The 21,096-nt window shown below is 45.5% G+C and carries 16 protein-coding genes; 8 read left to right on the top strand and 8 right to left on the bottom strand.

The features are described 5' to 3' along the window. The first annotated feature begins 15 nt into the window (after nt 1–15). Entirely contained in the window at nt 16–687 is a 672-nt protein-coding gene (locus PV783_RS04840; RefSeq protein ID WP_420987285.1) for a DUF1361 domain-containing protein, read from the top strand. Between the two features lie 218 nt (nt 688–905). Here the strand turns inward: PV783_RS04840 and PV783_RS04845 are convergent, their stop codons facing one another. After that, nucleotides 906–4,313 (bottom strand): hypothetical protein, encoded by a 3,408-nt coding sequence (locus PV783_RS04845; RefSeq protein WP_079469846.1) that lies wholly within the window; start codon nt 4,311–4,313, stop codon nt 906–908. A 61-nt stretch (nt 4,314–4,374) separates the two neighbouring features. Here PV783_RS04845 and PV783_RS04850 point away from each other — a divergent pair, with 61 nt between their 5' ends. Further along, entirely contained in the window at nt 4,375–5,016 is a 642-nt protein-coding gene (locus PV783_RS04850; RefSeq protein WP_079469845.1) for an MBL fold metallo-hydrolase, read from the top strand. Nucleotide 5,017: 1 nt separating this feature from the next. Here PV783_RS04850 and PV783_RS04855 read toward each other — a convergent pair whose 3' ends face one another. The 4 genes from PV783_RS04855 to PV783_RS04870 all read right to left on the bottom strand — a co-directional run bounded on the left by PV783_RS04855 (nt 5,018) and on the right by PV783_RS04870 (nt 8,173). Beyond that, nucleotides 5,018–6,553: a polysaccharide biosynthesis C-terminal domain-containing protein gene (locus PV783_RS04855; RefSeq protein WP_133256121.1), complete on the bottom strand. Its 1,536-nt coding sequence runs from the start codon at nt 6,551–6,553 to the stop codon at nt 5,018–5,020. A 77-nt stretch (nt 6,554–6,630) separates the two neighbouring features. After that, nucleotides 6,631–7,029, bottom strand: a complete 399-nt coding sequence (arfB, locus tag PV783_RS04860) for an alternative ribosome rescue aminoacyl-tRNA hydrolase ArfB (RefSeq protein ID WP_079469843.1) — start codon at nt 7,027–7,029, stop codon at nt 6,631–6,633. Nucleotides 7,030–7,165: 136 nt separating this feature from the next. Next, nucleotides 7,166–7,621, bottom strand: coding sequence for a hypothetical protein (locus PV783_RS04865; RefSeq protein ID WP_079469842.1), 456 nt, complete (start codon nt 7,619–7,621; stop codon nt 7,166–7,168). Nucleotides 7,622–7,702: 81 nt separating this feature from the next. Then, entirely contained in the window at nt 7,703–8,173 is a 471-nt protein-coding gene (locus PV783_RS04870; RefSeq protein WP_420987286.1) for a hypothetical protein, read from the bottom strand. 98 nt (nt 8,174–8,271) lie between these two features. On the opposite strand from PV783_RS04870, the gene dtd reads away from it, so the two are divergent. The 4 genes from dtd (at nt 8,272) to PV783_RS04890 (ending at nt 11,573) form a co-directional block, all read left to right on the top strand. Continuing rightward, nucleotides 8,272–8,724, top strand: a complete 453-nt coding sequence (gene dtd / locus PV783_RS04875; RefSeq protein ID WP_079469840.1) for a D-aminoacyl-tRNA deacylase — start codon at nt 8,272–8,274, stop codon at nt 8,722–8,724. A gap of 37 nt (nt 8,725–8,761) precedes the next feature. Then, a complete protein-coding gene (locus PV783_RS04880) occupies nt 8,762–9,091 on the top strand; it encodes a nucleotide pyrophosphohydrolase (RefSeq protein WP_079469839.1) in 330 nt (109 codons plus the stop codon). Nucleotides 9,092–9,134: 43 nt separating this feature from the next. After that, nucleotides 9,135–10,076 (top strand): YihY/virulence factor BrkB family protein, encoded by a 942-nt coding sequence (locus PV783_RS04885; RefSeq protein WP_420987287.1) that lies wholly within the window; start codon nt 9,135–9,137, stop codon nt 10,074–10,076. A 69-nt stretch (nt 10,077–10,145) separates the two neighbouring features. Further along, nucleotides 10,146–11,573 carry a glycine--tRNA ligase gene (locus PV783_RS04890; RefSeq protein ID WP_420987288.1) on the top strand — a complete coding sequence of 476 codons (1,428 nt, stop codon included), beginning with the start codon at nt 10,146–10,148 and terminating at the stop codon, nt 11,571–11,573. A 172-nt stretch (nt 11,574–11,745) separates the two neighbouring features. Here the strand turns inward: PV783_RS04890 and PV783_RS04895 are convergent, their stop codons facing one another. Continuing rightward, the gene (locus PV783_RS04895) at nt 11,746–12,465 is read right to left on the bottom strand and encodes a ferredoxin--NADP reductase (protein ID WP_079469836.1); all 720 of its coding nucleotides are present in this window, start codon (nt 12,463–12,465) and stop codon (nt 11,746–11,748) included. A 165-nt stretch (nt 12,466–12,630) separates the two neighbouring features. On the opposite strand from PV783_RS04895, the gene mfd reads away from it, so the two are divergent. Both mfd and PV783_RS04905 read left to right on the top strand, forming a co-directional pair. Continuing rightward, a complete protein-coding gene (gene mfd, locus PV783_RS04900) occupies nt 12,631–16,002 on the top strand; it encodes a transcription-repair coupling factor (protein WP_111577043.1) in 3,372 nt (1,123 codons plus the stop codon). A 191-nt stretch (nt 16,003–16,193) separates the two neighbouring features. Continuing rightward, nucleotides 16,194–16,898: an SIMPL domain-containing protein gene (locus PV783_RS04905; RefSeq protein ID WP_079469834.1), complete on the top strand. Its 705-nt coding sequence runs from the start codon at nt 16,194–16,196 to the stop codon at nt 16,896–16,898. An 82-nt stretch (nt 16,899–16,980) separates the two neighbouring features. Here PV783_RS04905 and PV783_RS04910 read toward each other — a convergent pair whose 3' ends face one another. Both PV783_RS04910 and PV783_RS04915 read right to left on the bottom strand, forming a co-directional pair. After that, nucleotides 16,981–20,208, bottom strand: a complete 3,228-nt coding sequence (locus tag PV783_RS04910; RefSeq protein ID WP_420987289.1) for a TonB-dependent receptor — start codon at nt 20,206–20,208, stop codon at nt 16,981–16,983. Nucleotides 20,209–20,523: 315 nt separating this feature from the next. Further along, the gene (locus tag PV783_RS04915) at nt 20,524–20,982 is read right to left on the bottom strand and encodes a hypothetical protein (protein ID WP_133256120.1); all 459 of its coding nucleotides are present in this window, start codon (nt 20,980–20,982) and stop codon (nt 20,524–20,526) included. Nucleotides 20,983–21,096 lie beyond the last annotated feature (114 nt).

Raw genomic sequence — 21,096 nt, forward strand, 5'->3', positions numbered from 1 at the left:
TCTAAAAGTAACCATATGCAATTGATGAGAACCATCCGTTTATTACAACATCGTATAGGCCGGTCGCGGCACCAATACACCCTGTATACATCTGTACTGTTCAGTATGGCGTTGCTCTTTTTTCGTGTAATGCATACCGGTAGCTATCTGCGGGTATCGCTGATCTGGAACCTTTTCCTGGCCTTTATTCCTTTCGCTATCACCGGCTGGATGGAAAAGCACCCGGAGCAAATTAAGAACCGGTATAACTGGTACGGCTGCTTCATTGTATGGTTGCTGTTTATTCCCAACGCACCCTACATCCTCACGGATCTGTTCCATTTGTTCGACGGCGGCGTGCCATTGTGGTTTGATCTGTTTGTGATTTTCTCTTTCGCCTGGAATGGTATGATGTTCGGCTATATGTCTATCCGCAGCATGGAAAAATTGTGGGGCAACCGTCACAGCCGCTGGCCGGCATGGTTATTCACTTTCCCGGTAATGTTTCTCTGCGGAATGGGTGTATATATCGGCAGGTATTTACGCTATAACAGCTGGGATATTGTGAAAGACCCGCTTACCTTGTTGGGAGATATGGGGGATATTTTCCTGCATCCCGTGGAAAACCGGCATGCCTGGGCCTTTACCATATGTATGGGAATATTTCTGAGCCTGATGTACCCACTGGTGAAAAAGCAACATGCGTAGGATCGCCTTCGGCGATTTTAAATTGTCTTGGAGCAGGATTAGACTGATTATAATGATTTTGGGATTTTTTATAAAAGAAGAAGGGAGATAAAAGTGAGTATTCACTTCTATCTCCCTTCTTCTTTAAAATCAAAATATAATCAAATCAAAAAAATCAGCACAATCAGTCTAATCCTGCTCCAAGACAATTTAAAATCGCCGAAGGCGATCCCCTCCGCTTAGAAGTCAACGCCCATACCAAAGTACCAGATCGGGCTGCCTCTGAAAAACGCTACAGCAGGCCAGCCAGCATCCGCACGGAGGAAGTAACCGGCAATGGTGGTACGAGCACCAAAACCATAACCACCTACAAAGGGCCCGAGGAAACCTTCTTTGATACGGGTAGTTACACCCTGACCATCGTCATAAGTGGTGTAATTGGCATCTTTAAAGCTCAGCTTTTTATTCCAGGCAGTACCGATATCAATGAAGGAGGTAACCTGGAAATTGCGCAGGAATGCAGAGTTGATAGGCTTGTCGATGAAAGTGGCAAACACCGGTAAACGGAGTTCTGTATTCAACAACATCACATTATTACCATTTCTTGCATTTTGCTTGTAACCACGCAGGTTTTCAGCCAGCGTCTGAAAAGCATAGTTTTCTGTTAGATTTACCGGGTTCTTTGTATTGATCTGCGGATTCAGCCAGTTGTCCACGCCTCCCAGGTAATACAGCAGTTTACGGGTCCCCCACGACATATCCATTGCAAAGCGTGTAGCCCAGATAAAGTTGCGGTAAATCTTTGTATAGTGGCGGATATCCACTCCCATGTTATAGGTAAACCTGCCCTGTGCTGCAGCAGAAAGACCCGGATTGAATAACTCGTTCAATCCGCCGTTGGTCAGCTGTGCATTGGTTTCTCCATAAATTTTATAACGGGTACCATTCCAGATATTAATAGCCGGGTTGATCGTATTGTCGTATACGTATTCCAGGCGCATTAACGCGTAGGTCTCCTTGTAATCAGGGGCTATCAGCGCTTCTTTGTTCTCCGACTGTATCACCAGTTTATCGGTACGTATGCCTGCTGATAAACGGATACTCCTTACCTGGTCGAAAGGATATCTTATTTCGCCCTGGTAAATGTTGGTGATCATTTTGGTAGAAATAAAAGCGGAATCATTACCAGCTTGGTCACGGATAACAAATCCACTGCCTTTATCCACTTTGCGGTAGTAAGTGAATTTATAATCAAAGCGTTTCTTCAGGTAGTTGGCCGTAAAGAAATACTCCGATCCCTGCAGGGAAGAAGGAATACGGAAACCGCCGTTGAATTTCAGATCTTCAAACAAATCGCTTACCCCGATGCGGATTAACCCGTTCACCGGGTCGGTGAGGCGGATAGGGCCGCTTGGCGGACCGGTAAATGGCTGATATTTATTTACCAGGATGGAGTTATCCAGTTGCAGGATCAGGTAATCAGAGGCGAATTTGAATTTATACGGGAACAGTTTCGACTTTTTAAGGGTAGATTCCTCGTCTCTTCTTTTTTCAAACAGCGACGGTTCATTTGCGGTAACGGCGTTGTTGCTGGTATCGGCCGGCTCGTTACCAAACTCGTTCTGGAAGAAATTGGGATGTGTACTCGTATCTTTTGACGGCGCCAGGTAGGTAGGCAAGCCTAAACGTAAACTGTCCGCATGCATCTGTGCTTTCCTGAAATTGGTGTTTTTTGCCGTTATATTCCTTTTCTTCAACACCACGGTATCTACCTTCAGCTTCATCAGGCGTTTGATATCTGCATATTGCACTACTTCCGATACTTCTCCCTTTTCCCCGGTAATCCTCGATTCCTGGATGCCGTAAGGATAGTTGGAAATAGGGAAAGTATAGGTAGAATCTTTGGTGATGGTGATGGCTTCTACTGAATCCGGGGCGGTAGAGCCATAGGCTGCCATTGCTGAATCCAGTTCTTCCTGGTCGGGATTATGAAGAATTTCAGAGCCTACATAGAAGAGGGAATCCACGCCATCAGCCTGGGACTTGAAGAAACCGGCATAACGGTTACGGATACCATTGGCATCGGACACAAAGGTAAAGTGAGTGGTATTGTACTGCATGGGCAGTTTGGCGTTGCCGTACTGCAGGTCGGTCAGCTGGGTGATCTGCTTTTCAGAGCTCCGGTTCCAGTTGTCCACCATGAAGATATTGAACGGGTGGTTCAGCAGGGAGGTATCGCTTCCTCTTCCTTTGGGGCCGGGCCTGTTGGAAGAGTAGAGAATACCGCTTTTGCCGGGGAATGCGGCAAAAGACGGGTCCAGGTCATCATACACGTCATTGGTGATCTGGTCTGTTTTAGAATTGCTGATGTTATAGGTAAAGATGTCGGTATGCCCGTTTTTCACGGCAGACAGTAACAGGGTATTTTCCTGTACCGGCATGTATTTAAAGTCGATGATCCGGTCAAACTGGTTCAGTTCCTGGCGTATAGTCGTGCGGGTGATGAGGTCATAGATCATCAGTTTTGTTTTGCCTTCGTGTTCGTATACTACGGCCAGGCGGTTGCCTTTGGTGTTCCAGGCCATCTGTGGATAGTTTGGATCTACCTGGTTGGCCAGCTGCATTACGCCGCTATGCAGCAATACCTTGGGCTTATTCCAGCCGAGCTGGATCTGTACGCGGTATACTCCTTTTTTGAACTCAACTACCGCGTAGGAATTATTTTTAGGATTCGGGTTAAAGCGGTAGTAATCGGCTTTGGGCGTAATTTCCTGGGCTACGATAGTACGGCCTTTGGCAGAAGTCTTTCTTCTGCGGTTATCTTCCTGGAATCTTTTCTGATAAAATACAAAGAAGTCTTTGGTGGCTTTCTTGGGTGTTTGGTTAAGTACCTGTTCAAAGCCTTTTTTCAGTCCGCGGTTAATACGGGTGATGTACATGAGGTAAGGCACGGCATCTTTGCCGTACTTGCTTTCCACATAGTACCAGAACGCCTGACCTGCCAGGAGGGTGTGGTCATAAGCGAGGGCATTGAAGTTGCTGTACTTGCCGGACATGATGATGAGCTTTAGTTCTTCATCCTGTTTGGCGGTCCAGTTTTCGGCGGCATAGCCAATAAAGCCATCGGTGAACCATTTCGGGAAGTCGATCAGGGCGGCATTACCGGCAAATTCGCCGATATCTTCCCCAAACAGCAGTGTTTCCAGCATGATACGGGCAATCCCCTGCCGGATCTGGCGGCGGAGGTTTTCGTGGTTACCGTCGAAATAAACGATCATTTTGTTGCCCACCAGTTTGGTCACCCCTCCTGTATTCTGCCAATCCACGCCAATACCGATATTGGACTGCTTCATTTCCCCGAAAGAGTTGTAAACCACAATATTAATACGCTGTCTGGGGTTGGATTCCATGAACTGTTCCAGCTGGGGTAATTCCTTTTCGGCTACCTGGGCGGCATACTTACCAAGTTCCAGCCCGTTTTGGGCGAAATAGGTGTTGAAATGCCGGCTTTGATAGTATCTCCACTTGAAGTTCTTGAACTGCACACGATTTTGTCCGAATTCTACTGTATTGGTCTGGGCCTGGGATACTATCGTTCCAAGTAATAGGGTACCGTGGAATAATAACCGGGTAATAAATCTGTTCATACAGAAAGTATTGATAATATTGTGATCTGTTTTAAAATTAGCCTAAAAAAATCGGGTTACAATGATTGAAATACAACAATTCACTTTTGGTCCACTACAAGAAAACACTTTCCTGCTTATTAACGGAAAAAAGGAATGTATAATTATAGACCCAGGGTGTTATTTTCAGGACGAAAGAAAAGAATTATTACAATATATACAAACACACGGGTTAAATGTTATAAGATTATTGAATACGCACTGCCACTTTGATCATATATTCGGTAATAAGCTCGTATCAGATACGTATAAAGTGCGCCCGGAGTTTCATGAACTGGAACAGCCGGTACTGGACAATTCCCAGCGGGCAGCAGGGATGTACAACATTCCGTTTGATCCCTCCCCCGAGGCAGGCCGCTACCTGGCAGAAGGGGAAAAGATCCTTTTTGGCACCGATGAACTAACGGTGTTGTTTACCCCTGGCCATTCTCCGGGGAGTGTAGCCTTCTATTGCCCCGGTCAGCATTTCGTGATCGGCGGTGATGTGCTGTTTTACCAGAGCATTGGCCGTACCGATCTTCCGGGAGGCAATCATGCCACTTTGCTGAAAAGTATCCGTGAACAAATGTTTGTATTGCCGGACGAGGTAAGGGTATTCCCGGGTCACGGACCAGCCACCACCATCGGTTTTGAAAAGAAACACAATCCCTTCCTGGTGGACTAGCTTACACTTTAACGAACTTCCCGATTACCGGTAAGCGGGCAAACTCCTTCTTCTCCATACGGAAAATGAACCAGGCATAGGCAGCAAAGAAAGCCGTTGCCACTGCGAGAGGAAGGGGTTTGAGGGCGTAAATATCTTTCGGCGACAGCACCGTCGAGTTAAGCCAGTTGAATACATAGTAAATGCCTGTAGCCAGCCCCATGTAGGTAATTAATTTAGGGAGATGGTAAGGGATGGGGTAATACTTCTGCCCCCATACATAGCAGATAACCATCTGTACAAAATAGCACACCATAGTGGCCAGTGCAGCGCCATAGTAGCCCATCACCGGTATCCACCAATAATTGAGCAGGAAGGCCAGCACGGCAGTGATGATCGTAATCACCGCGCCGGTTTTGGTACGGTCGGTGAGCTTAAACCAGATAGTGAGATTGTAATAAATGCCCAGGAACATGTTGGCCAGCAGCAATACGGGCACAATACGCATCCCCTGGTAGTAGAAAGGCACGCGCAGGAAGGCTTTCCAGATATTCAGGTAAAGACTTACAAACAGGAACATGAAGCAAAGCATAATCACAAACAGCTTCATGATCCGGGCATACATTTTCCTCGGATCGCCGCTTTCCGCCTGTTTAAAGAAAAAGGGTTCCGCCCCTAACCGGAATGCCTGTATGAACATGGTGATCAGGATGGCCAGTTTATAGTTGGCACTGTACAGGGCAATTACTTCTTTTTTGGCTTCCATGTTATCGCCCGGGAGGAACTGGGGTAAAAACCAGGCCCTGTCGAACGTTTCATTGACCATACCCGCCATTCCCACTACGATCAGCGGAAGGGCGTAGTGCATCATTTGTTTCCATAAACCGGCATCAAACTTCCACTCTATTTTGCGGATCTGGGGGAGAAACAGTACCAGGGTAATGGCGCTGCCCAGCATATTGCTCAGGTAAATATACCCGGTCTGATCGCTGCCGCTTTGGAGGTCCGGCAGCCAGTGATGGCCGGCGGCATAGAGTTTCGGGCAGATGACCAGGAAGAAAATATTGAAAAAGATGGTAGTAACTATTCCGGCTATACGAATCGTGGCGTATCTCATGGGCCGTCCTTCCAGTCGCAGCTGTGCGAAAGGAATGGCTGTGAGCGCATCAAAAGCCATCAGCAGCACCACATAGGTATAGTAGGTGGGATGCCCGTTCAGGCCCGCCAGCTCCCCGGCGTAGGAATTAATGACCGGCGATCGCAGCAATAGCAGTAAAATGGTAATGCTGATAGTGGAAAGCAGTAGGGAAATGGTGGAAGTGCCCAGTACATGCGCTTTGTTCTCCTTTTTGGCGAAACGGAAAAAGGCCGTTTCCATGCCATAAGTCAGCACAATATTGGCAAACGGTATATAGGCGTATACGTTGGACATCTCCCCGAATGATGCACGGGTTAAGATGGTCAGATAAAAAGGAGTAAGGAAATAATTGAGCAGTTTGCTCACTATGTTACTCAATCCGTAAAATACCGTTTGTCCTGCCAGGTTCTTAATACTCAATTCCCAAATATTTTGACGCAAATTACGAATTACGGATTACGAATCGCGGATTTGTGAGGATTGGCCGGTGGCTTGGTTTATTCAAATCCTCCTCTCCGTTGCTGCTTTTTATCGGAATGCCTTTTTTTCGACTGGATGCGTTTTTCCCTGGCGGCTTTGGACGGCCGCGTAGGTACGCGCTTTTTGCGCGGTATCAGCGCTTTGCTGATCAGGTCATTCATTTTGGAGATCACTTCCTGTTTGTTGCCCAGTTGTGTGCGTTCAGTCTGGGACTTTACCTGTAGCAGGCCGTCTGCGTTGATGCGGTTCTGCAACTTCTCCATCAGCACCGTTTTTTGTTCCGGGGTTAACAGGGCGGAAGCCATGATATCGAAATAGCCTTCCACCATCGTTTCCACCTTATTCACGTTTTGTCCGCCGCTGCCACCGCTGCGGGCTGTGCGGAACGTGATTTCGGGGGTCACATTGATATTCATATTGATTTAATTTATAATATAAAAAATGTCTCAGGAAGCGCAATTTATTACAAATTACGGCGAATACGCGCTGTTTTTACCGGCGGCAGCGGTTTCCGCCGGTTTCGCATCTAATGCCAGCAGCTTATCACGACATTTATAAATTATAAGGGATCAGGTAAGTATTGGCAGAATCCCGTGGCACAGGAACGGGGTTGTCGTTCAACTGCAAACTGTATATTTCAGTACCGCAACAGCCAACTGATCTTGTCAGGAAATTCAATTTATCCAGGGTAGTCTTAGCTGGCCGGCCAACACGCAGGGTTTGAGGACCTATCACATAAAAATATAACACAGCGGTATTACGGGGTGTGTCTATCACCTGTTTCACCTGTATGACAGTATCCTGCATCAGAATTTTGATACTATCCAATGGTATGCGGGCATAAGGGCCATAAACAAGATCACGGCCGGTTCCGGGTTCTACCAGTTTGAATTTACAAACAGGCGCCATATAATCACACACAACTCCTTCACAAGGATTTTTCTCTGAAGAAGTGGTACAGGCTGCGAATAAAAGTATGCTGATAAACAGGTAACAGATACGGGTCATAGAACGATGATTTTGGTGATCGTTAAACGTAAGTAGTGCGTGATATGTTACAGATACATGAATCGTTGGATGAACACAAGACTAAAAATCCAGCGGTATCCTGTATACGTAGGTACTGGCCCCCAGCTTTATTACTGTTTTATCATTCAGTACCACCTGTGAAAGCAAAGGGCTGCAGCAGGTTTTGGTGAATTGATAAGTAACCTTAATAATCGTGTCTTTTCCAGGTTTACCTATATACAGGTATACCGGTTCTTGCAGGGGAAGTTCTATTATCTGCCTTTCCGGCGTCCAGCCCGGCCTTTGTTCAATGGGGATAAAAGTGGCATCCCCCGGACCTTTATATTTAACACTGTCTGGTGATATAGTGGCATCCGGGCCATACACCAGGTCTTGCTTATTAGCAGGGTCCATCAGCCTGATCATTGCAACGGTAGGATGCAGGGTGTCGCCTTCACAGGAAATTCCTTCACAGGGATCCGCCAGCTTATCATCGTTACAGGCTGTTATCAATATCGCTAATAACAGTAAAAAGGTAAGGGGCCTGGACATATATTGAGTGATTTTGGTAAAAATTAAAACGATGCACCTGTCCTAAAGTTACAGATACAAACGATTTGCCTTAATTTTCCGGCGTTAAATGAAAATCCATGAGAGCAGTTATACAACGCGTCAGTTCCGCGTCCGTTACAGTAGACGGCGCCGTAACCGGTGAAATCCAGACGGGCCTGCTGGTGCTGCTGGGTATTGAAGATATTGATACGGAAGAAGATATTCAGTGGCTGAGTGCCAAAATAGTGAATCTCCGGATCTTTAACGACGATGAAGGAGTAATGAATGTATCCGTGAAAGATGTTCACGGCGATATTTTGCTCGTAAGCCAGTTTACCCTGCATGCCTCTACCAAAAAGGGAAACCGCCCTTCGTATATCCGTGCCAGTAAGCCAGATGTTGCCATCCCGTTGTACGAAAAAATGATCGTGCAACTGGAGCAGGATATGGGCACCACCATTCAACGGGGGATTTTCGGTGCTGATATGAAAGTGGCGTTGTTAAATGATGGTCCTGTTACGATCATCATAGATTCGCACAACCGGGAATAAGGTCAATCCATTATCTTTAATAAATAAAAACTAATCCATGACCATTCAGGAAGCCCAGCAAAAAATTGATAACTGGATCAATACCACCGGTGTACGTTATTTCAGTGAGCTCACCAACATGGCTATCCTCACGGAAGAAGTGGGGGAAGTAGCCCGTATCATGGCCCGGAAGTACGGCGATCAGTCGTCGAAGGAAAGCGATAATAAAAAGCTGCTGGCAGATGAACTGGCTGATGTGATGTGGGTACTGCTTTGTATTGCCAATCAAACCGGTATTGATATGACGGTAGCCCTGGAAAAGAATTTTGAGAAGAAGAATATCCGCGATGCGCAACGCCATCATAACAACCCTAAATTAAAATCATAATACAGCCTGCATACTTTTTGTTTACTGTTACTAAAATGCTGCTATGAAAAAACCGAGCAAGCTTAAAATCATCTGGCAGGTACTGAAGCAGTCCGGTATTGATTTTCTAGATGATAAAGTAATGAAGCTCAGTGCCGCACTGGCCTATTATACCATCTTTTCCGTGGCTCCCATGCTGATCATTATTATTTATTTATGCGACCTGTTCCTGGGGAGAGACGCCATCGAAGGAAATATTTACGGCCAGATCCGTGGGCTGGTAGGCAATGATGCGGCAATACAGATACAGGCCATGATTAAAAATGCTTCCCTTTCCGGCGATATGAGCTGGGCCACTATGGTAGGGTTCATTACGCTGATCATTGGTGCCACCGGGGTATTCGCGGAAATCCAGGACTCTATTAACTTCATCTGGCGGCTGAAATCAAAACCTAAAAAAAACGGCCTGTTGCGGATGATACTGAACAGGTTGTTATCTTTTTCACTGGTGGTAAGCCTCGGGTTCATTTTGCTGGTGTCGCTGGCCATCAACGGTTTGGTGGAATTATTCTCCGCCCTTGTGGTGAGTTTTCTTCCAGGGAAGATTACATCAGGCATCCTCTTCTCGCTGGCCGATTTTGTAGTGCCGTTTGTGGTGATCGCTACCTTGTTTGCCATCATCTTTAAAGTGCTGCCCGATGCCCGGATCAAATGGAAAGATGTACGCGTGGGCGCCATTGCCACTGCTATCCTTTTTATGATCGGTAAGTTTGCGATCGGTTACTATCTCGGCGCCAGCAGGGTAAGCTCTACTTATGGCGCCGCCGGATCCATTGTTATTATCCTGTTATGGGTATACTATTCCGCAGCTATCCTGTATTTCGGGGCTGTATTTACCCGCAATTATGTACAATATTTCGGCGCACAGATTTATCCCAATGATTACGCGGTTTGGATCAAACAAATTGAAATTCCTCACGAGCCGGAGGTGGTTCAGGAAGGGTAATCATTAGCTTATAAATTATTTAATAATCGCATACGTATTTTCAAAATAGCCCTTTATCTTTGCGCCACTATGTCTACAGATCAGAATAAATTCCAGGCGATCATATCGCATTGTAAAGAATATGGTTTTGTTTTTCAGTCCAGCGAAATTTACGATGGACTCAGCGCCGTATACGATTACGGTCAGTATGGTTCAGAACTGAAGAAAAACATTAAGGATTACTGGTGGAAAAGCATGACCCAGCTGCACGAGGATATCGTGGGGATCGATGCCGCCATCTTTATGCATCCTACTACCTGGAAGGCATCCGGACACGTGGATAATTTCAGCGACCCGATGATCGATAACAAGGATAGCAATAAACGCTACCGGGTAGATCACCTGATTGAAGGTTATGCAGAAACGCTACCACAGGAAGCCGGCAACGCCCTTCTGGCACAGATGGATGAACTGCTGAAGGAAAATGACTTTGCAGGTCTTAAAACACTGATAGAAAGCAACAAAATAAAATGCACGGTAAGCGGTACTTCCAACTGGACCGATGTACGTCAGTTTAACCTGATGTTCTCCACTCAGCTGGGTAGCGTAACAGATGAAGCCAGCGAAATATACCTGCGTCCGGAAACGGCCCAGGGTATCTTTGTAAACTTCCTGAACGTACAGAAAACCGGCAGAATGAAAGTGCCGTTTGGTATTGCGCAAATTGGTAAGGCATTCAGAAATGAAATCGTAGCCCGCCAGTTTATTTTCCGTATGCGTGAATTTGAGCAGATGGAAATGCAGTTCTTTGTACGCCCCGGCACCCAGCAGGAATGGTATGAGAAATGGAAAGAAGAACGTATGCAGTGGCACCTGAGCCTCGGCATCGATCCGGCAAAATATCATTTCAAAGACCACATCAAATTAGCGCACTACGCAGATGCCGCCGTGGACATTGAGTACGAATTCCCATTCGGCTTCAAAGAAGTGGAAGGTATCCACTCCCGCACTGATTTTGACCTGAAACAACACCAGGAATACAGCAAGAAGAAAATTCAGTACTTCGATACAGAAATCAATCAGAACTATGTGCCTTACGTGATAGAAACTTCTATCGGTTTGGATCGTATGTTCCTGCTCACTATCTGTAATGCTTATGCAGAAGAGGATCTGAGCACAGCGGAGAAACAAGATAGCCGCGTAGTACTTCGACTGCCTGCTAAACTGGCGCCTGTGAAACTGGCCATTTTCCCACTGACAAAAAAAGATGGTTTGCCGGAAGTAGCAAGAGCGTTGATGAATGAATGTAAACAAGCATTCCATTGCTTCTACGAAGAAAAAGATGCTATCGGTAAACGTTACCGCCGCCAGGATGCCATTGGTACGCCTTTCTGCGTAACCATCGACCATCAGACGAAAGAAGATGGTACGGTTACCATCCGTCACCGCGACAGCATGGAGCAGGAACGCATCCCACTGTCTGAAGTGAAAGCACTGGTATTAAGTAAAATCCTCTAGTAACATATAAGGGCTACAACCGTTGTATTTAGTATAAGCACTCCTTTATGCCTATACGAATACTTATAACTGTTGCAGCCCTTTTTATTTATAGTTCCCTGCCGGCGCAAATTGCGCTGCCATCAGTAACGGTGAAAAATACTGTGGGATTTCGTTTTTAGAAAAGACAGGATTAACCGTACAACTCCTGGTGGATATCATGCCGGTCGTACCCCATTGCCTGGATCCGTTGCTTTGCTTCGTCGATCATGGCTTTCCAGCCGCAAAGAAAGAAGTTGGCAGGGCGCTTATCCTGCAGCAGTTCTTCATAAATACTGTGCACATAACCTTTCCGGCCGCTCCAGTTTTCTTCGCGTGATAAAGTAGGAATGTAATTGAAATTGGGCAGCGTAGTGGCTAATTGTTCCATTTCAGCCGCATAGAGCAGGTCGTGCTGATAACGGACGCCGAAAATAAGGTGAATAGGCGCATGCGGCACTCCATGCAACTGAATGTAATGTGCCATAGACCGGAACGGTGCAATACCAGTGCCTGTACAGATAAGGAATAGCTCTTTGTCCAACGGTTCCGGCAGTACGAAAACGCCCTGTGGTCCTCTCATCAGGAGTTCACTCCCTACTTTTATTTCATTGAACAGGTAAGTACTCCCTAATCCTCCTTCCAGCAAAACAATCACCAGCTCAATTACATTGGTGCCGTCCGGATGGGAGGCAATGGAATAACTACGCCAGCGTTTGTTTTTTTTCTCGTGGATGGGAAGGTCCAGGGTTACAAACTGTCCCGGTTTGAAATCAAACCGTTCCATGTCCGGTACCTGTATCCAAAAACGGCGCGTATTGTGGGTTTCATCCACCAACTTAGTTACGATTCCGGTATGCCATAGGTCCAGCATGGAAGTTGAGTTTGGTCTTATTGAATATAGTGAAAATTTGGCATTCTGCTATTGGGATATTTTCTTATTTATTTTTTTTGTTATGGAGAAGCAAGGTTGCCTTCTCTAAATATCTTCTCTAATCAAATTTCAAAATCGGTAAATCTTCGTACCTTTGCATTCTTCATGAATTTACAGGCTGTATTACAACTATTTCAACGTGATGCGCGCCTGCAGTCGCTGGTGAAGGGGATACAATCACCCACCCCACAATACTTTCAGCTCTCCTCCATTAGTGGAAGCGCAATAAACTTTGTGGCAGTCAGCACCTGGGCGCATGCAGATGCAAACCATCTCTTTATCTTAAACGATAGAGAGGAGGCAGCCTATTTCCATAACGACCTGGAGCAACTCAGCCAGGCACTGGATATTTTCTATTTCCCCGACTCTTTTAAGAAAGCTGGTCAGTTTCATGAAATCAACGGCAGCCATAGTATGCTCCGTACAGAAGCACTCATGAAGCTTTCCGGAGATACCGTAAGGAAGAAGATCCTGGTCACCTATCCGGAAGCACTCTGGGAGAAAGTAGCCGGTAACCAGGCTTTCAGCGCCAACATGGTACAACTGAAAGTAGGCGATGTACTGAAAGTAGATCCGCTGCTGGAACAACTCATCGGCTGGGGTTTTCACGCCACCGATTTTGTGTATGAACCCGGTCAGTATGCCGTAAGGGGCGGTATCCTTGATATCTATTCCTTTGGTAACGAAAAGCCTTACCGTATTGAATTATTTGGAGAAGATATAGATTCTATCCGCCTGTTTGATCCGGAATCACAGCTCAGTGAACGCAAACTCACACAGGTAACACTGATCGCCAACATGGACACCCATGCGGCAGACCACAGCAAAACACCACTCACCGAATTCCTTCCCGCCAATACCGTCGTATGGATGAAAGATCCTTCCTATGTAAAAGGTGTGATAGAACAAATGGAACAACGGCTGGATGATTTCCTGCTCACCGGTCAGAAAGTGAAAGTGGATGAAGATGAAGAAATGGTGCTGAAGGAAGAAGACTTTGTGAAAGCCGCGCCACTGCTGGAACAACTGTTGCAAAAGCCAACGATTGTTTTTGGTAACAAAGACTGGCTTACAGACAACGGTTACCAGCCACAGCTCATCGCCTTCGATACACAGGAACAACCCGTGTTTAACCGGCAGTTTGATCTGCTGATCAAAGATCTCGGTAAACATAACAGCAATAAATACTCCCTCTTTATATTCTCAGACAATCCGCGTCAGCTGGAACGTTTGCGCAGTATATTCGAGGACCTCAAAGCAGATTTTGTATTCTTCCCTATCCCTGTTGCCATCAGCAGCGGATTTATTGATCATTCGCTGAAACTGGCGTGTTATACGGATCACCAGATCTTCCAGCGCTTCCACAAATACAAGGTAAAACAAGCCTACAACAAGAATAAGGCAATTACCATGAAAACCTTGCGGGAGCTGCAGTCGGGCGATTTTGTAACACATATCGATCATGGTGTGGGAATGTACAGCGGCTTGCAGAAAATTGAAGTAGGTGGTAAAATGCAGGAAGCTATCCGCATTATTTACAAAAACAACGACCTGTTGTATGTAAATATCAACTCCCTGCATAAAATCAGTAAATACACCGGCAAAGAAGGCGTGGAACCTAAAGTGAATAAACTGGGCAGCGATGCCTGGGATAAACTGAAGGAGAAAGCCAAAACGCAGGTAAAAGATATAGCCAAAGACCTGATCCAGTTGTATGCCGTACGTAAAGCCCAGCAAGGCTTTGCACATACGCCGGATACCTATCTGCAAACAGAACTGGAAGCGTCTTTCATCTATGAAGATACGCCGGATCAGAGCAAGGCCACCGCGGATGTGAAACGTGATATGGAATCGCCGGCGCCAATGGACAGGCTGGTATGCGGAGATGTAGGTTTCGGTAAAACAGAAGTCGCCATCCGCGCAGCGTTTAAATCCATTGTTGATGGTAAACAGGCCGCCGTACTGGTGCCTACTACCATCCTCGCTTTCCAGCACTATAAAACATTTGCAGACCGCCTGAAAGACTTTCCCTGCACTGTTGATTACCTCAACAGGTTTAAATCTTCCAAAGAAAAAAAGGAAACGCTTAAACGCCTCGAAGAAGGAAAGATCGATATCATTATCGGTACGCATGCCTTACTGGGCAAGGAAGTGAAGTTCAAAGACCTCGGTGTGCTGGTGGTAGATGAAGAACAAAAATTCGGTGTTTCTGCCAAAGAAAAACTGAAACAGATAAAGCATAACGTAGATACCCTCACACTAACGGCAACGCCTATACCGCGTACGCTCCAGTTTTCACTGATGGGCGCCCGCGACCTCTCCGTAATCAATACGCCGCCGCCAAACCGCCAGGCCATTGAAACGGAAGTACAGGTGTTTAACCAGGACCTGATCCGCGAAGCTATTTATTATGAAGCCGAAAGAGGCGGACAGGTTTACTTTATCCACAACAGGGTAAAGGGGCTGAAAGAAATGGCGGGCCTCATACAGGGGCTTTGCCCCGATCTGTCCATCGCTACCGCACACGGGCAGCTGGAAGGGCATCAGCTGGAAGAAGTGATCCTCGATTTCATTGACCGCAAGTACGATGTGCTGGTGTGTACCAACATAGTGGAAAGTGGTGTGGATATTCCAAACGCTAATACCATCATCATTAATAACGCCCATCATTTCGGGTTGAGTGATCTGCATCAGTTACGTGGCCGTGTAGGCCGCAGTAATAAAAAAGCTTTCTGTTACCTGTTGGCGCCGCCTATGAGCACGCTGCCTTCCGATAGCCGGAAACGCCTGCAAACACTGGAGCAGCACAGTGAGCTGGGCAGCGGTTTCCAGATCGCCATGCGCGACCTTGATATCCGTGGCGCCGGTAACCTGCTGGGTGGTGAACAGAGCGGATTCATGGCCGAAATAGGCTTTGATATGTACCAGAAAATCCTGGACGAAGCCATCCGGGAACTGAAACAAAATGAATTCCGCGACCTGTTTAAAGATCAGCTGGAAGAGAAGAAAGATTTTGTGAGCGACTGTACCATTGATACAGACCTGGAAATACTGATCCCCGATACTTATATTGAAAGCATCCAGGAAAGACTGAACCTTTACCAGGAGCTGGATAACATCACGGAAGAAGGCAAATTACAGGCTTTCGCCAATGATATGATAGACCGCTTCGGCCCCATGCCGGAACCGGTGAAAGACCTGCTCACCGCTATCCGCTGCCGCTGGATGGCCATACAGCTCGGCTTCGAGAAAATGATGCTGAAAGAAGAAAACCTGCGTTGCTACTTTATCAATAACCCGGATTCTCCTTACTTTGAATCCCCTACGTTCAATCATATATTAACGTATATACAAACCCGTACCAACAACGCCAAACTAAAACAGGTTGGTAAAAACTTTATGCTGGTGGCTTCCCGTATCCGTCATATGAACGACCTGTACGACTTCCTGAAAGCTATGACCGATAGCCGGAAATAATTCTTCCCCTGTAACATAATTCCTTTATAATCGTTTCATAACTAATATGAAATGTATAATTCTATTTCTGTAACTATTGCATTAACAAAATTTTATAAATCCCCTTTTGTGGAAACACTTTTTAACCCCGCATCATGAGGGTGTAAATAACAACAAACACTAATTTTTTTAACAATAGAAAACATCGACACATGAAAAAGGTAATGTTATTAGCAGCAGGATTATTTTTTGCACTGAGCACTTTTGCACAGCAAACAGATAAGCAACCTCCGGTAAAAAAGATTGAAGTAAACGGATCCGCAGAAATGGAAATCACACCGGATGAAATTTATTTCAACATCTCTTTAAGAGAATATCTTAAAGGAAAAACCAAAGTGGAAATCAGCACACTCGAAAAACAACTGCAGAAAGCCGTATCTGATGCAGGAATTCCAAAAGCCGATTTCACTATTGAAAATGTATATGGTAACAACTTTGAGATTTTAAGGAAGAAGAAAGATCCGCAGGAATTTATGGCGCGTAAACAATACCGTCTTAAATTAAGCAAGCTGGATAAAATCAATGAAATCCTCGGCGCAGTAGATGCAGAAGGTATTGAAAATGCCAGGATAGCCTCCTACTCTTCCAGTAAAATGGAAGCTTACCGTAAAGAAGTAAAAATTAAAGCGCTACAGGCTGCGAAAGAAAAAGCAGAGTATATGCTTTCTGCTATTGGTAATAAAACAGATGGTGTGATCGAAATTCAGGAAATGAATACAGATAATTATTCTGATGTTCGTCCTATGATGAGTAACTACATGGCTAAATCAGCAGATAGTGCAGAAGCAGCTTCTGATATTGATTTCAAAACCATTAAGATCCGTGCAGAAGTAAGAGCAGTATTTGCTATTAAATAATTACACTGGAGATGTAATACCAAAAAAAAGAGGTTGTTCCGTATGGAACAACCTCTTTTGCGTTTTATTAAGACAAGCTGAATTAAAAGCTGTATCTCAGGCCCAGCTGCATCTGGTGACGCGATGCAAAGAAATCTTTTGAATATGGAGTGCCTGGTTTGCTGAAAGTATAAGTAGGATAATTGTTAACCACTTTACCGGTAGGGCTCAAACCAACACTCGCCATTGAGTTAAAGGTGTTAGGTGTGAAGTACTGAATACCCCAGTCTTTGTTCAACAGGTTAGTAACGTTCACGATATCGTAAGTTAACGTGATGGTATGTACCTTCTTACCTGCTTTAAAGTTATAGTCCTGCGCGAAACGGAAGTCGGCCTGTGTGTTCCACGGTGTGCGGCCGCCGTTACGTTCAGTGAACTGACCTTTACGACCACTCAGGTAGCTATTGCTGTTAACATAGCTCATGAAATCATTTGCCTGTTGAGCAGCAGTTGGTCCACCTGCTTTATCGGTAAAGAAGTTGGTTGCTTCAGCCACATCTTTCGGGATGTAGGTGAGGCTCACCTGCTGTGGTGTACCGTTGATGGTAGCATTCACTAAACCATAAGAGAACGGTGTACCGGAAGAGGTATTGAAAAAGGCAGAGAAGTTAGATACCCATTTGCCTTTAGTGCCCCAATCCTGTTTGTAAGCAACGGTAGCAACGATACGGTTACGGATGTCGAAGTTAGAGTAAGCCAGTCCTGGATTGTTAGGATTCAGCGCCTGGTTCAGCTGCCAGTTTGATTCCATCGAGTTGCGGATACCATTGGTGATATCTTTTGCCTGTCCGTAAGTGTAAGCCACCATGAAGTTCAAACCAAAAGGGAATGTTTTGGATACCTGGCCGGTGATGCTGTAACGGTAACCTTTATCGGTGTTGGATAACAGGTAAGCGTTAGTATATAAAGGATTGATTTTAGAACCGGTGTAGATAGGCTGTTGCTTGTTTACATCGTATGCAAAGTAAGTTGGATTATCCGCCAGGTTTACCTGCTGGAACATCAGATCCTTGATTACTTTGGTATAGATACCTTCGATGGAGAACTTCCACTGGTCGTGGGTGGTGTAATCCAATGCGAGGCTGCTTCTCCATACCTGCGGCATTTTGAAGTTGTTGTCGATCATATCCACCTGTGTAGCGCCGGCAGCATTTTTAACATCTACGCCATTCTGGGAGGCAAAGTCTGCGATACCATTCTGGGATGGTTTTGCTGCAGGCAGCGGAGTGTTAACAAATGGTTTGGTGCTGCTTCTCTGATCGTAAGCGCCATAAGTAACACCATTGTTATAATAAGCATAACCGATCCATGCGAAAGGAATACGGCCGGTGAATAAACCGGATCCGCCACGCAGTACCAGGCTGTTATCGCCTTTGATATCATAGTTGAATCCTAAGCGCGGAGAGATCTGCACATTATTCAGGAAGTCGTTTTTGATATCCTTTGGTTTGGTATAGTTGTAAGTGGTGCCGTAGTTAGGATCTTCCGGTGATTTGATTGTTTTATCACTCAAAGGTTGTTTGTTGGGAATACCTGTGTAATCCAAACGGATACCCGGAGTAATTCTGAAACGGTCAGTCAGCTGGATTTCATCCTGTCCGTAAACGCTCAGCAGGTTTGCTTTGAACTGGGCAGGAGGATTAGCCATGATGTAATCACGGGAGTTGTTGGTGTAGTTATAGTTACCGCGTACACGTGCAGGATTGTTAGCCAGGAAGTCTTCAACGCTGTTGTAATCCAGACGGCCATTCCAGGAGTTTACAAAACCATAAGTGATGTTGTAAAACTCATTGTGTGTACCGAGGGTAATAGTGTGATTTCCTTTGAACAGGGTTACGTTATCAGTTATTTCAAACGTTTTTTGTTTCATGTTGAAGATACTGGCTTCACGGTCGGTACCCAGGAAGATGGTAGAACCTGGTGTTCTTCCTTTAATCTGGATCTGTGGTGTAGCCGGATCAGACAGTGGATCCCTGTAATCGTGTACATTGGAGTAACCGAGGATCAAACTGTTGGAGAAACCGCTGTTAAAGTTACTTTTCAGTTCAGCTACAGTAGAAGTCTGGTTATTTACCTGTTTGAAGTCGATGCCCTTGAAACGGAAGTTTTGCTGATCGCGTTCCAGGTTGGTAGCTTCGGAAGTGATGGTGTTGTTACGAACAGACAACTGGTGTTTTCCATTGATGTGCCAGTCGATCCTGTTGAAGAATTTATTAGAGTTGGAATAGATGCTGGTGTTACCTGAAGTACCCGGATCTACGCCGTATGTTTTCATCAATGCGGTGATATCAGCAGCGTCTTTTTCTGTTAAGATGCCACCGCCATCAGCAGAACCTGCACCGAGGATCACCGGATCCACGCGGCGGGTAATTTCTTCGTTGGTGAAGAAGAATAATTTGTTTTTGATGATGGGGAAACCGATACGAACACCGGTCTGGTACTCATGAAAATCGCTTGGTAATTTAGAACCGTCGCCGGCGTTGTTTTTACCAACCAGGGAAGCGTTGCGGCCAAATCCGTAGATGGAACCGTGTACTTCGTTGGTACCGCTGCGGGTTACGGCATTTACGCTACCACCGAGGAAGTTACCAACTTTCACATCGAAGGGAGCCAGTAACACCTGTATATCCTGGATGGCATCTACAGATACCGGGTTGGTACGGGTGCTGCTGCCTGGCTGACCGCTGGTGTTGCTCTGTCCACCCAGTGAAGGGCTGAAACCAATGGCGTCGTTGTTGATAGCGCCATCTACAGTTACGTTATTGTAACGGTAGTTGGTACCCAGGAAGGAGTTGTTGTTGCTCTGCGGCGTTACTTTGGTAAGGTCCTGCAGGCTGCGGCTCAGTGTAGGGAGCGCTTTAATCTGCTCCTGTCCTACCCTGGTACCGGATTTGCCTGCACCGGCATTACCTGTTACCACTACTTCACTCAGTGCAGTGGATTCTTCCTGTAATTTAAAGTTGAAACTGGTGGTTCCCAGTCCGAGGTTAACATCTGATTTTACTTCTTTCTTATATCCAATGAATGAAACAGTGATAGTGTAAGGACCGCCTGGATTCAGGTTAGGCAGATTATAACGGCCATCAGTGTTGGTTTGTACGCCTGATTTGGCGCCGGTGCTGTTATTTACTATTACTACTGTAACGCCGGGAATGGCCTGTCCACCCGGATCGGATACTTTACCCGATATAACGGAAGTGGTCACCTGTGCGTTCGCGCTGTAACATAGAATTACAATGAAGCTAGCTAATAGCGTAAAGAATGATTTCATAAACTGTTTTGTAAGTATTTACAGGTGCAAAGGAAACAGTCTGATGCAACCAGAATGTTAACAGATCATTACGGAATTGTTAAGAAGTGCCTAAAACATCCTAAAAAGGAGCCATTTAAGGCCGTTTAGTGTTTAAATACTATCAGAAATGGGAGTTTTATTTAACTTTAATGTTAACAGTGCGCTAAAATGAGATAGGAATTAATTGTTAACTCAGGGTAAACAACAAACAAAATAATATAACCTTAACGTACGTACGAATTAAAAAGCCCCGCCTTTAAAGGAGGGGCATGTGAGAAAGTTCATCAAATGTGTTTAATAAATTTCGACTTTAAAAGTCCCGTCCGTTAAAGGTTTTTCTGTTTCACCACTTATTAATACACCGGAGAATGTCCCCTCCGCGTGTTTACTATTAATGCTCGTTATAATTACTTTGATATTTTTACTCAGGTAACCCGGTTCTTTTTCCTGGATATTCATCAGTGACATTTCCACATCTTCTATATAAGTACCCGCTTTCAGTGAATCCGGAAAAGTGATCATCAGCTCCATATGATGGCCGAAGTTATTGGTAACACCATCTATCACCAGGGTCTTTTTGCCGGCATATACAGTATCGGTAAGGTATGCTTCTGTGGCATTTGACTGGTATTTAACGCCATCCATTTTAAAGTAGAAGCTGCTGGCTGGTGTTGTTTCGGTCTTTTTATCACAGGAACAAAGGATCGTTCCTAAAGCAGCAATAACGGCTACCATTAAGAGTTTCATTCTCATAACATTATAGTTTAGGCATGCCGTTTTTTAACGGAACGAAACCAGTGCCGGCCGCTTTTGCGCAGCCGGCCATTAGTTAATTTGACATAGGATACTGGTTAGGTTCTGTTGGCA

It is taken from the genome of Chitinophaga sp. CC14, assembly GCF_048957795.1.
Lineage (GTDB): Bacteria > Bacteroidota > Bacteroidia > Chitinophagales > Chitinophagaceae > Chitinophaga > Chitinophaga ginsengisegetis.

What these genes read in the sequence shown, in the direction of transcription:
- PV783_RS04915 (WP_133256120.1), bottom strand. Translation starts at nt 20,982, where the DNA reads ATGAGAATGAAACTCTTAATGGTAGCCGTTATTGCTGCTTTAGGAACG.
- PV783_RS04885 (WP_420987287.1), top strand. Translation starts at nt 9,135, where the DNA reads ATGAAAAAACCGAGCAAGCTTAAAATCATCTGGCAGGTACTGAAGCAG.
- PV783_RS04890 (WP_420987288.1), top strand. Translation starts at nt 10,146, where the DNA reads ATGTCTACAGATCAGAATAAATTCCAGGCGATCATATCGCATTGTAAA.
- PV783_RS04905 (WP_079469834.1), top strand. Translation starts at nt 16,194, where the DNA reads ATGAAAAAGGTAATGTTATTAGCAGCAGGATTATTTTTTGCACTGAGC.
- PV783_RS04865 (WP_079469842.1), bottom strand. Translation starts at nt 7,621, where the DNA reads ATGACCCGTATCTGTTACCTGTTTATCAGCATACTTTTATTCGCAGCC.
- PV783_RS04840 (WP_420987285.1), top strand. Translation starts at nt 16, where the DNA reads ATGCAATTGATGAGAACCATCCGTTTATTACAACATCGTATAGGCCGG.
- PV783_RS04895 (WP_079469836.1), bottom strand. Translation starts at nt 12,465, where the DNA reads ATGCTGGACCTATGGCATACCGGAATCGTAACTAAGTTGGTGGATGAA.
- PV783_RS04845 (WP_079469846.1), bottom strand. Translation starts at nt 4,313, where the DNA reads ATGAACAGATTTATTACCCGGTTATTATTCCACGGTACCCTATTACTT.
- PV783_RS04880 (WP_079469839.1), top strand. Translation starts at nt 8,762, where the DNA reads ATGACCATTCAGGAAGCCCAGCAAAAAATTGATAACTGGATCAATACC.
- PV783_RS04850 (WP_079469845.1), top strand. Translation starts at nt 4,375, where the DNA reads ATGATTGAAATACAACAATTCACTTTTGGTCCACTACAAGAAAACACT.
- arfB (WP_079469843.1), bottom strand. Translation starts at nt 7,029, where the DNA reads ATGAATATCAATGTGACCCCCGAAATCACGTTCCGCACAGCCCGCAGC.
- mfd (WP_111577043.1), top strand. Translation starts at nt 12,631, where the DNA reads ATGAATTTACAGGCTGTATTACAACTATTTCAACGTGATGCGCGCCTG.
- PV783_RS04870 (WP_420987286.1), bottom strand. Translation starts at nt 8,173, where the DNA reads ATGTCCAGGCCCCTTACCTTTTTACTGTTATTAGCGATATTGATAACA.
- PV783_RS04910 (WP_420987289.1), bottom strand. Translation starts at nt 20,208, where the DNA reads ATGAAATCATTCTTTACGCTATTAGCTAGCTTCATTGTAATTCTATGT.
- dtd (WP_079469840.1), top strand. Translation starts at nt 8,272, where the DNA reads ATGAGAGCAGTTATACAACGCGTCAGTTCCGCGTCCGTTACAGTAGAC.